The sequence below is a fragment of the Roseomonas sp. 18066 genome, from assembly GCF_902706185.1.
Classification (GTDB): Bacteria; Pseudomonadota; Alphaproteobacteria; order Acetobacterales; family Acetobacteraceae; genus Pseudoroseomonas.
Map to the genome: position 1 here is coordinate 1 of NZ_CACSJM010000200.1, position 9,363 is coordinate 9,363.

Here is a 9,363-nt window from a genome sequence, read left to right on the forward strand (position 1 = left end):
GGCGGCGGCAGCTCGGGCGTCGCGCCAGGCTTCGGCGTGGTCAGGCCGCGGCCGGCAGCGCCCCCCAGCATGCCGCCGCCGATGCCGCCCAGCGCGCCGCCGCCGACCTCGCCGATGCGGGCGCCGAGCTCCGGCGCGCCATACTGCTCGCCGATGGCGCCACCCACCGCGCCGCCGACCTTGCCCATCACCGCGCTGCCCAGCAGCCCGCCGCCGAGCCCGCCCAGCGCCGGGCCGATGCCCACCGCCAGCGCCGCGCCGCCGGTGGCGATGACGGTGCCGACCACGGCCACGCCCATCAGGGTGTTGCGCAGCCAGGGCGGGATCTCGTCGGCGATCTCCATCCCCGGCGCGGTGGTGGCGGCGCCGCCGATGATCACCGTGGCGCAGCCGCCGGCGATGCTGGCGCCGCAGATCAACTTGTCGCCCTTGCGCGCCGCCATGCTGCCATTGACGAAGACGCTGGGGCTGCCCTGGGCGATCAGCGGCGTGCCGTGGAAACCCGCGATGCCGGCACAGGGAGAAATATCGCGCGTCGCCCGGGCCTGCGGCAGGCCGCCGGTGAAGACGTCGAAGGCGCCGGTCATGATGGCGCCGCTGGGCGGGCCCGGGATCAGCTCGCCGATATAGGCGCCGGCCAGCCCGCCCCCGGCGCCCGAGGCGGCGATGCCGGCGCCGATCGCCACCGCCGCGACGCCGCCGGTGCCGACGATGGCCACCGCCGCGGCGGCGATGACGACGCCGGCGACCACCCCCGCCAGCAGCCCGGCCATGGCGCTGCTGTGGTTGATCGGGTCGGTCAGCCGCGCCGCTTCAGGCATGGCTCAGCCGGCGGGAAAGCGCAGGCTGGCGAACATTTTTGTAAAGGTATCCTCGAGCCCGGCGAAGTCGGCCTGCAGCGCCGAGGCGACGATGGAAAAAACCTTGTCGTCGGGCAGCAGCAGAATGACCTGGCGCTGCTGCAGCAGGCCTTCGGCGCTGTGCCAGGTGAAGACCATCTCGATGCCGCTGTGCTGCTGCAGCGTCACGGCGCCGCGGCGCAGCAGCTGAAAGTCCTGCAGGCGGCGGGCGAGCTCGACCAGGGTGCGGTCGGCATAGTCGGCGGCGTTGCGGGCGCCGCCGCCGCTGTCGCGGGTCACGACGAAGTTGGGCAGCACCCGCCAGCTCCCCGGGGGGGCGGCGAAGGCGGTGATGCTGCGGTCGGTCCAGTCCGACGGATAGGCCAGCTGCAGGTCGCCGGATTGATGCACAGGCACGTGGCAGTCACCCCCTCTGGCCTCTCGCCCTTCTTCTAGGGGTCGGGCGAGAAATGGCCGAGAGGGAGACCGATCAGCTTACGGTGAGGCACCCTCCGGCGGGTCCCAGCAGCGGATCGGCGGCAGGTTGCCGGTGAATTTTTCTATCTGGAGCGTGGTGAGCTGGCCGGTGCAGCCCTGCGCCAGCCGCGAGGTTCCGGCGTCGCGGGTCAGCACATTGGGATTGCCGTGGACGCAGAGCGGCTTGTCTTCCGCCGGATCGGCCGGGTCGTACCAGGCGCCGGTCGCCAGCTGCACCACGCCGGGCATCACCGCCGCGCTGAGCGAGGCCGCCGCCAGGCAGGCGCCGCGATCGTTGAACAGGCGCACGATATCGCCTTCCGCGATGCCGCGGGCGGCGGCGTCGGTCGGGTGCAGGCGCATCACCTCGCGGCCGCGGCGCTTGCTGTCGGCGCTGGTGCCGCCGAAGTCGAGCTGGCTGTGCAGCCGCGTCGCCGGCTGGTTGGCCACCATCCACAGCGGATGCCGCGCATCGGGCACGTCGACCCCGGCCAGCCAGGCCGGATGGCCGGGGCAGTCGTCATAGCCATAGGAGGCGATGGTCTCGGAATAGATCTCGACCTTGCCGCTGGGCGTCGGCAGCGGCGCGCCGTCCGGGTCGCGGCGGAAGGCGCCGACCAGGCCGCCGGTGTCCTCTTCCAGCGGCAGGGTCAGCTCGCCGGCCTCCCAGAAGGCGTCGAAATCCGGGGCGGGCAGGTCGCGCTCGGCCAGCGCCGCGCGGGTGCGCTCATAGAGATGCCGCAGCCAGGCGCGGGCGTCGCGCCCCTCGGTGAATTCCTCGCCCTTGCCCAGCCGCGCGGCGAGATCGGAAAAGATGCTGTAGTCGTCGCGGGATTCGCCATAGGGGCGCGACAGCGGATGCATCGCCACCAGCAGCGGGTCGGTGGTGGAGCCGGCGATGTCCTCGCGCTCCAGCGTCATGGTGCAGGGCAGGACGATATCGGCGTGGCGCGCCGTCGCCGTCCAGGCATTCTCATGCACCACCAGCGTGTCGATGCGCGAAAAGGCCTGGCGCAGCCGGTTGATGTCCTGGTGGTGGTGGAAGGGATTGCCGCCCGCCCAATAGACCAGGCGGATGTCCGGATAGGTCATCTGCCGGCCGTTATAGTCGAAGGGCGCGCCCGGGTTCAGCAGCATGTCGCTGATGCGGGCGACGGGAATGAAGTCGGCGACGCGGTTGCGGCCCTGCGGCAGGCCGGCGACGGGGACGGCCACCATCCGCTTGCCGTAATGCGCGATCGAGCCGAGGGCATAGTTGAAGCCGCCGCCCGGCAGGCCGATCTGGCCCAGCATCGCCGCCAGCACCGTGCCCATCCAGACCGGCTGCTCGCCATGCTCGGCGCGCTGCAGCGCATGGGCCATGGTGATCAGCACGCGCTTGCCGACGGCGTCCCGCGCCAGGGTCGCGATCTCCTCGGCGGGGATGCCGCAGATGGCGCTGGCCCAGCCCGGGGTCTTGGCGACGCCGTCGCTGCGGCCCAGCAGATAATCCTCGAAGCGCGGATAGCCGGTGCAGAAGCGGTCGAGGAAATCGCGGTCATGCAGGCCTTCGCTGGCCAGGACATGCGCCATGCCCAGCATCATCGCCGTGTCGGTGCCGGGGATGATGCTGCGCCATTCATGCCCGGCCTCCTCGGGCAGGTCGTCGCGCAGCGGGCTGACCAGGACGAAGCGGGCGCCGCGCGCCGCCGCCGCCTGCATCGCGCCGCGCTCGACATGCCGGCTGACGCCGCCACCGCCGACGGCGCTGTTCTTCACCGCCATGCCGCCGAAGGCGATGACCAGCTCGGTATGCTCGACCACCTGTTCCCAGGAGACGGAATGCCGCGTCACCGGCTCGAAGGGGCCGAGGATATGCGGCAGGATGACATTGGCCGCCCCGGCGCTGTAGCTGTTGACCGAGCGCACATAGCCGCCGAGCGTGACATTGAGGAAGCGGTGCACCTGGCTCTGCGCATGGTGGAAGCGCCCGGCGCTGGACCAGCCATAGGAGCCGCCAAAGATCCCTTTCAGCCCATGCTGGTCGCGCACCCGGGCCAGCTCGGCGGCCAGCAGGTCCAGCGCCTTGTGCCAGGAAACCGGGACGAACTCGTCCTTGCCGCGGCGGTCGGAGGGGCCGGGGCCCTGCTCCAGCCAGCCGCGGCGGACCATCGGGCGGGCGATGCGGGCCCGGTGGCGCAGGGCGGTCGGGAAATTCTGCAGGATGGGCGACGGGTCGGGGTCGGCGGGATGCGGCTCGACCACCAGGGTCTCGCCCTGCCAGCCGGCGCGGAACACGCCCCAATGGGCGGAATGCGGCCGCATCTTTCCCGGTGTCTCGGTGTCGCTCATCATCCAGGCCCCCGCTATGCAAAGGGCAGTCTGGCGACAAGGGCGCCGCCTGTCACCCGGCGGGCAGCGGCTCCGCCAGACGCGGCTCAGCCAAGCGGGCTTGCAGCGCGGCCAGATCGGGGTTGCCGGGCCAGAGGGCCTCGGCCGCCTGCAGCAGGCCCAAAGCCTCGGCCCCCCGCTGCTGGCCGAGCAGCGCCTCGGCCAACACGCGATGCGCCGCCAGCGAGGCCGGGTCGCTGGCCAGATGCCCGCGCGCCATGCACTCCGCCTCCAACCACAGCGCCTGGCGGCGGAACATCGGCAGGAACTCGCGCAGCATCCCCTCATCCAGGCCGCGGGCCTCGAGCTCGGCGATGCAGCGGCGGATCACGCCGGGGCGGCGGGTCGTGCGGGCCAGCTGGCTGTAGTAGCGCGGCAGCCCCCGCCGCGGCCGGGCCAGCTGCGCCATGCTGGCGGGCGTCAGGCTGCCCTCGATCCGGCCCAGCACCAGCGGCCGCAGCGTGCCCATCCTGGCCAGCCACTGCGCCACCGCATGGCCGACCAGGGGCACCTTGAAGGCGGTGATCCCGGCGGCCGGCAGCCGCTGCACATGCCGGCGGTCGGGGGCGAAGAAAGGGTCGTAGACGACCAGGGCGCGGCGGGAATGCCGGGCGCGGCGGGCATCGGCGAAATCGCCCGACCAGTCCTGGGCGCGGCCCTCGGGGTAGCGGCGTTCCCAGGGGACCAGCGCCGGGTCCAGGGTGGATTGCGGGTTGAAGGCGATGGCCTCGTGCCCCTCGCCGCAATCCGAGAAGGCCAGCGCCGCATAGCCGCCCATCGAGGAGCCATAGAAGATCCGCCGCCGGAAGCGGTCGGCGAAGCCCGCGAAGGCCGCCGAGCGGAAGAAGCCATGCAGGTCGGCGCCGCGATACCAGTCCACCGCCTTCGGCTTCACGCCCAGGATGGAAAACCCCTGCTTCTGCAGGAAGTCGAAGCCCCAGGGCCGGCGGTCGGCAGCCAGGCGGTCGCGCACCGGGTCGGCATTCTCGAAGGTCACCAGCAGCGTGTCGCCGCCCTGGCGCCCACCCTGGTGGAAATCGAGGAAATAGCCCGGCAGCTCGCATTGCTGCACGGCTTTCCTGGCCTTCTCGTAGGTCACCATGCGGTCGAACATCAGCGCTCGGTGCCCTGGGGCGCGGGCGCTGTCAATCAATCCGCGTGGAAGGTCACGAAATCCTGCAGCGGCGCGCGTTCCGAGACCAGGCGGTTGGCCGGCTCGTCCGGGTCGGCCCAGCCCAGCGCCATGCCGCAGACCACCGTCTCGGTCGCCGGGATGCCCAGCTCGCGGCGCAGCACGTCGGAATAATTGGCGATGGCGGCCTGCGGGCAGGTGTCGAGCCCCTCGGCCCGGGCGGCGATCATGATGCTCTGCAGGAACATGCCGTAGTCGAGCCAGCTGCCCTGCTCCAGGTCGCGGTCGATGGTGAAGACCAGCCCGACGGGCGCGCCGAAGAAATCGAAGTTGCGGCCCTGCTGGCGCAGCCCGCCCTCGCGGTCGCCGCGCGCCACGCCGGCCAGCGCGTAGAGCTGCCAGCCGACCTGGCGGCGCCGGGCCAGGTAGGGCTCGCGCCAGGCGGTCGGGTAGTATTCGTATTCGCGCTGCGATGGCGCGCCGGCGTCATGGGCGGCCATCAGCGCCGCCTTCAGCCGGGCCAGCGGCGCGCCGGTCACCGCATGCAGCTTCCACGGCTGGATATTGCTGCCCGAGGGCGCCCGGGCGGCCAGCGCCAGGATCGCCTCCAGCATCGGGCGCGGCACCGGCCGGTCCAGGAAACCGCGGATGCTGCGGCGGGAGGCGATGGCCTCGGCCGCGCTGCCTGCCGCCGGCCGGCTCTCCTGCTCGGGCATGCGCTGGATCCCTCCCTCAGCTTTGGCGCCAGCCTGGGGCATCGGCGGGCGGCGGGTCAATCGCCCGCCGCCCGGCCGCGGGTGTCAGCGCGCGCTGCTGTCCTGGCGGCCGTTCCAGGAGCCGCCGCCGGCCACGACGAAATACAGGAACAGGAAGCAGTAGAGGATCGCCGCGTCGCCGCCATTGTTGACGGGGAACAGGCTGCGCGGCGCATGCGCCCAGAAATAGGCCACCGCCATGGTGCCCGACATGATGAAGGCGGCCGGGCGCACGGCGACGCCGATCAGCAGCAGCACGCCGCCCACCAGCTCGATGACGCCGGCGAACCAGGGCAGCGACATCGCCGCCGGGCCATTGCCGCTGGGGAAGGCCGGGAAGCCCAGCAGCTTCTGGCTGCCATGCTCGAGGAAGATCAGCGCCGTGACGATGCGCAGCACCATCAGCGCGCGGGACGGCCAGACGCTGCCGGGCGAGAAGAAGTCCATGGGGGAAGCCTCCGTTTTTGGTTCGACGGTCGCCGAGTGCCGGGGCCAGCTTAAGACGGTCTTAAGGAAACTCACCACGCCCCGCCGACATTGCGAAGCCTGGATGACAACGCCGCCAGGGAGGACCTCTCGATGACAAGGCTCGCCGCCGTCGCTGCCTTGGGCATGCTGCTGGCCGCCTGCACCCCGGCGCCACGGGTAGGCGAATCCGCCGCCCCCTCGCGCCTGACCGACCAGTCGGGGCCGGCCGCCACCACCTGGCCACGCTGAGCCTGCCGGGCCAGGGCTGACACCCGCGCCCCCGCATGCTCCACTCCCGCCCAAGAAGAACGGGAGGATGTGAGCGCAATGAGCGGCAGCTATACGGTCGGCGACCTGGTGGCGGAATTCCTGGCGCGCATCGGCGTGCGGGACTGCTTCGGCATCGTCTCGGTCCACAATATTCCGATGCTGGACGCCATCGGCCGGCGCAACGCCATCCGCTACGTCATGGCGCGCAACGAGATGGGGGCGGCGCATATGGCCGACGCCTATGCCCGGGTCTCCAACGGGCTGGGCGTGGTCTTCAGCTCCACCGGGCCCGGCGCGGCCAATGCGGTGGGCGGGCTGGTCGAGGCGCGTTTCGGCGGCAGCCCGGTGCTGCATATCACCGGCCAGACGGCCACGCGCTTCGCCGGCCGCGACATGGGACCGGTGCATGACGTGCCCGGCCAGAGCGCCATGCTGGCCGCCATCTGCAAGGCGCAGCTGCGCCTGCCCTCGGCCGAGGCCGCCCTCGCCTTCCTGACCCGCGCCGCCACCCTGGCCCTGACCCCGCCGATGGGCCCGGTGACGCTGGAAATCCCCATCGACCTGCAGCGGGTCGTCATCCCGCGCCCCGCCGAGCTCGACACCCTGACCCTGCCGATCCCCAGCCCGCTGGCCCCCGACGAGGCCGCGCTCGACGCCCTGGCCGATCTGCTGGCCAACGCCAAGCGCCCGATGCTCTGGCTCGGCAACGGCGCCAAGTCGGCAGGCGCGGGGGCGCGGGCGCTGCTCGATCTCGGCTTCGGCGTGGTCAGCTCCTGGAACGGCCGCGGCACCGTGGCCGAAGACCACCCGATGTCCTTCGCTGGCCTGCACGGCAACGGCGCCCCCCGCATCGAGGCCTTCTACCAGACCGTCGACGCCATGCTGGTGGTGGGCTCCCGCCTGCGCGGCCACGAGACGCTGGATTTCTCGCTGAAGCTGCCCCGCCCGCTCTACCAGGTCGACATCGACCCCGGCGCGCAGAACCGCAGCTACACCACCGATTTCTTCCTCGCCGCCGATGCCGAGCTCGCCCTGCAAGGCCTGGCGCGACGCCTGCAAACCCGGCTCAGCCTCGACCCCGCCTACGCCCAGGACTTCGCCGAGACGAAGCAGAAGGCCATCGCCGAATATAAAGAAACCCTCGGCCCCTATGCCGGCTTCCCCGAGGCGGTGCGGGCCGCCCTGCCCCGCGACGCCATCTGGGTCCGCGACATCACCCTGAACAACAGCAGCTGGGGCAACCGCATCATGCCGGTCTATGGCCCGCATGATTCCGTCCACCCCGTCGGCGCCGCCATCGGCCCCGGCCTGCCCTTCGGCATCGGCGCGGCGCTCGCCGGCCGCGGCCGCAAGGCGGTCGCCATGGTCGGCGACGGCGGCTTCGCCATGAACATGGCCGAGCTCTTCACCGCGGCCCAGGAAAACCTCGACCTGGTGGTGCTGCTGATGAACGACCGTGGCTATGGCGTCATCAAGCACATCCAGGGCGCGCTGCAGGAAGGGCGCATGTTCTTCGGCGACCTGCACGGGCCGGACTTCGGGCAACTCGCCAAGCTCGCCGGCATGCCGGCCTTCAAGGTCTCCAGCGCCGAAGACCTGCAAGCCACGCTCAAACAGGCCTGCGAGACGCCAGGCCCCTCCCTCGTCGAAGTCGACATGCACGCCATCGGGCCATTCCCGCCCTACGCGCCCTACAACAACCTCGGGATCTATAAAAAGTAAGCAAGCAAGGCTGGAGGGAGAAAGAATTCTCCCTCCAGACCTCCCTCATCTTTTTCTGTCAGTCAGCCTTGATCCCGGCTTCGACCGAAATCTTCTGCCAACGCTCGCTGTCCGCGGTCACCCAGCGCGCGACCTCGGCCGTCGGCACCGCCAACGGGTCCACGAAGGCACGCTGCAACCGCTCGGTCGTCTGCGGCGTCCGCGTCGCCAACAACGCCTTCTGCAACGCGGCAAAGATCGGCGCCGGCGTCCGCGCCGGCACGAACAACCCGAACCAGATGCCGAGATCATAGTCCTTCACGCCGGCCTCGCGCAGCGTCGGCACCTCCGGCAGCGCCGAGGCCCGCCGCGTCGTCGTCACCCCCAGCGGCCGCAAGGCGCCCCCGCGGATATGCGCCGTCGAGGTCGCCGTCGTGTCGAAGCAGAAGTCGACATCATTCGCCAGCATCGCCGCCACCAGCGGCGAGGAGCCGCGATACGGCACATGCGTCGCCTCGATCCCCGCCGCCTTCAGGAACACCACCGCCGACAGATGCGACGAGCTGCCATTGCCGACCGAGCCATAGACCAGCGGCTTCGACCGCGCCTCGGCCACGAACTCCGGCAACGTCGTCGCGGCGACGCGCTTGGGCGCGACGGACAGGACATTGGCGACCTCGCCGATCGTCGCCAGGCAGGCGAAGTCGCGCGCGGCATCGACGCCGGAGCCCTTGTACATCACCGGATTGACGCCGAACATCGCGGTGGTGCCGAACAGGATGGTGTGGCCATCCGCCTCGGCCTGCATCGCCGCCTGGGTGCCGATATTGCCGCCCGCCCCGGCGCGGTTCTCCACCACCACCGACTGGCCCAGCTCCGCCCCCAGCGGCTCGGCGACGATGCGGCCGACGATGTCGTTCACGCCGCCCGGCGGATAGGTGACGATCAGCCGCACCGGCCGGCTCGGCTTCCAGGCCGCCGTCTCCGCCCGCGGCAGCGCCGGCGCCGCCAGCAGCCCGCCGCCCAGCACGCCACCGCCCAGGGCGAGCGCCCCTCGTCTTGCAATCATTTCCTGGCCCTGCTCGTGTTTTGCCCCGCCGGTCTGCGCCGGCGGCGGCCCGAGCTTAGACCTCGCCACGCGCCCCTGCCAGCGCCGCGGCGCCGCAACCCGGCCCAGCCCCCGCCGCCGGCCAGCGTATTTTCACCGATCGAACTTTTTCTGATCGTCTTTTCGCCGACACCCACCTGCCAATGGCCCCGCTCGCCGCCCCGCGCCTCGCCGAAACTGCACGGCATTTCAACGTGGAACCATCATCACGCCGCCACCAAAGGCCAGGCTCCAGCCACACCC

General features: G+C 71.4%; 9 protein-coding genes. 2 read left to right on the forward strand and 7 right to left on the reverse strand.

From position 1 onward, the window contains the following. From GVN67_RS26245 to GVN67_RS26270, 6 genes are all read right to left on the reverse strand, one after another. Positions 1–821: PAAR domain-containing protein (locus GVN67_RS26245; protein ID WP_200845402.1), on the reverse strand; the 821-nt coding region annotated here is incomplete at its 3' end. 3 nt (positions 822–824) lie between these two features. Further along, the gene (locus GVN67_RS26250) at positions 825–1,256 is read right to left on the reverse strand and encodes a DcrB-related protein (protein WP_160000278.1); all 432 of its coding nucleotides are present in this window, start codon (positions 1,254–1,256) and stop codon (positions 825–827) included. Between the two features lie 78 nt (positions 1,257–1,334). Next, entirely contained in the window at positions 1,335–3,647 is a 2,313-nt protein-coding gene (locus GVN67_RS26255; RefSeq protein ID WP_160000279.1) for a molybdopterin guanine dinucleotide-containing S/N-oxide reductase, read from the reverse strand. Positions 3,648–3,699: 52 nt separating this feature from the next. After that, the gene (locus GVN67_RS26260) at positions 3,700–4,800 is read right to left on the reverse strand and encodes a tetratricopeptide repeat protein (RefSeq protein WP_160000280.1); all 1,101 of its coding nucleotides are present in this window, start codon (positions 4,798–4,800) and stop codon (positions 3,700–3,702) included. Positions 4,801–4,835: 35 nt separating this feature from the next. Continuing rightward, complete coding sequence (locus tag GVN67_RS26265; RefSeq protein WP_160000281.1) at positions 4,836–5,534, reverse strand: nitroreductase; 699 nt, start codon at positions 5,532–5,534, stop codon at positions 4,836–4,838. 84 nt (positions 5,535–5,618) lie between these two features. Then, positions 5,619–6,020 carry a DoxX family protein gene (locus tag GVN67_RS26270; protein WP_160000282.1) on the reverse strand — a complete coding sequence of 134 codons (402 nt, stop codon included), beginning with the start codon at positions 6,018–6,020 and terminating at the stop codon, positions 5,619–5,621. A gap of 132 nt (positions 6,021–6,152) precedes the next feature. On the opposite strand from GVN67_RS26270, the gene GVN67_RS26275 reads away from it, so the two are divergent. Both GVN67_RS26275 and GVN67_RS26280 read left to right on the forward strand, forming a co-directional pair. After that, on the forward strand, positions 6,153–6,290 hold the full coding sequence (locus tag GVN67_RS26275; protein WP_160000283.1) for a hypothetical protein: 138 nt from the start codon (positions 6,153–6,155) through the stop codon (positions 6,288–6,290). Between the two features lie 78 nt (positions 6,291–6,368). Continuing rightward, positions 6,369–8,033, forward strand: a complete 1,665-nt coding sequence (locus tag GVN67_RS26280) for a thiamine pyrophosphate-binding protein (RefSeq protein ID WP_160000284.1) — start codon at positions 6,369–6,371, stop codon at positions 8,031–8,033. Between the two features lie 58 nt (positions 8,034–8,091). Here the strand turns inward: GVN67_RS26280 and GVN67_RS26285 are convergent, their stop codons facing one another. Beyond that, a complete protein-coding gene (locus GVN67_RS26285) occupies positions 8,092–9,081 on the reverse strand; it encodes a tripartite tricarboxylate transporter substrate binding protein (protein WP_160000285.1) in 990 nt (329 codons plus the stop codon). Positions 9,082–9,363: the final 282 nt, after the last annotated feature.

What these genes read in the sequence shown, in the direction of transcription:
- GVN67_RS26275 (WP_160000283.1), top strand. Translation starts at nt 6,153, where the DNA reads ATGACAAGGCTCGCCGCCGTCGCTGCCTTGGGCATGCTGCTGGCCGCC.
- GVN67_RS26255 (WP_160000279.1), bottom strand. Translation starts at nt 3,647, where the DNA reads ATGAGCGACACCGAGACACCGGGAAAGATGCGGCCGCATTCCGCCCAT.
- GVN67_RS26265 (WP_160000281.1), bottom strand. Translation starts at nt 5,534, where the DNA reads ATGCCCGAGCAGGAGAGCCGGCCGGCGGCAGGCAGCGCGGCCGAGGCC.
- GVN67_RS26270 (WP_160000282.1), bottom strand. Translation starts at nt 6,020, where the DNA reads ATGGACTTCTTCTCGCCCGGCAGCGTCTGGCCGTCCCGCGCGCTGATG.
- GVN67_RS26260 (WP_160000280.1), bottom strand. Translation starts at nt 4,800, where the DNA reads ATGTTCGACCGCATGGTGACCTACGAGAAGGCCAGGAAAGCCGTGCAG.
- GVN67_RS26285 (WP_160000285.1), bottom strand. Translation starts at nt 9,081, where the DNA reads ATGATTGCAAGACGAGGGGCGCTCGCCCTGGGCGGTGGCGTGCTGGGC.
- GVN67_RS26280 (WP_160000284.1), top strand. Translation starts at nt 6,369, where the DNA reads ATGAGCGGCAGCTATACGGTCGGCGACCTGGTGGCGGAATTCCTGGCG.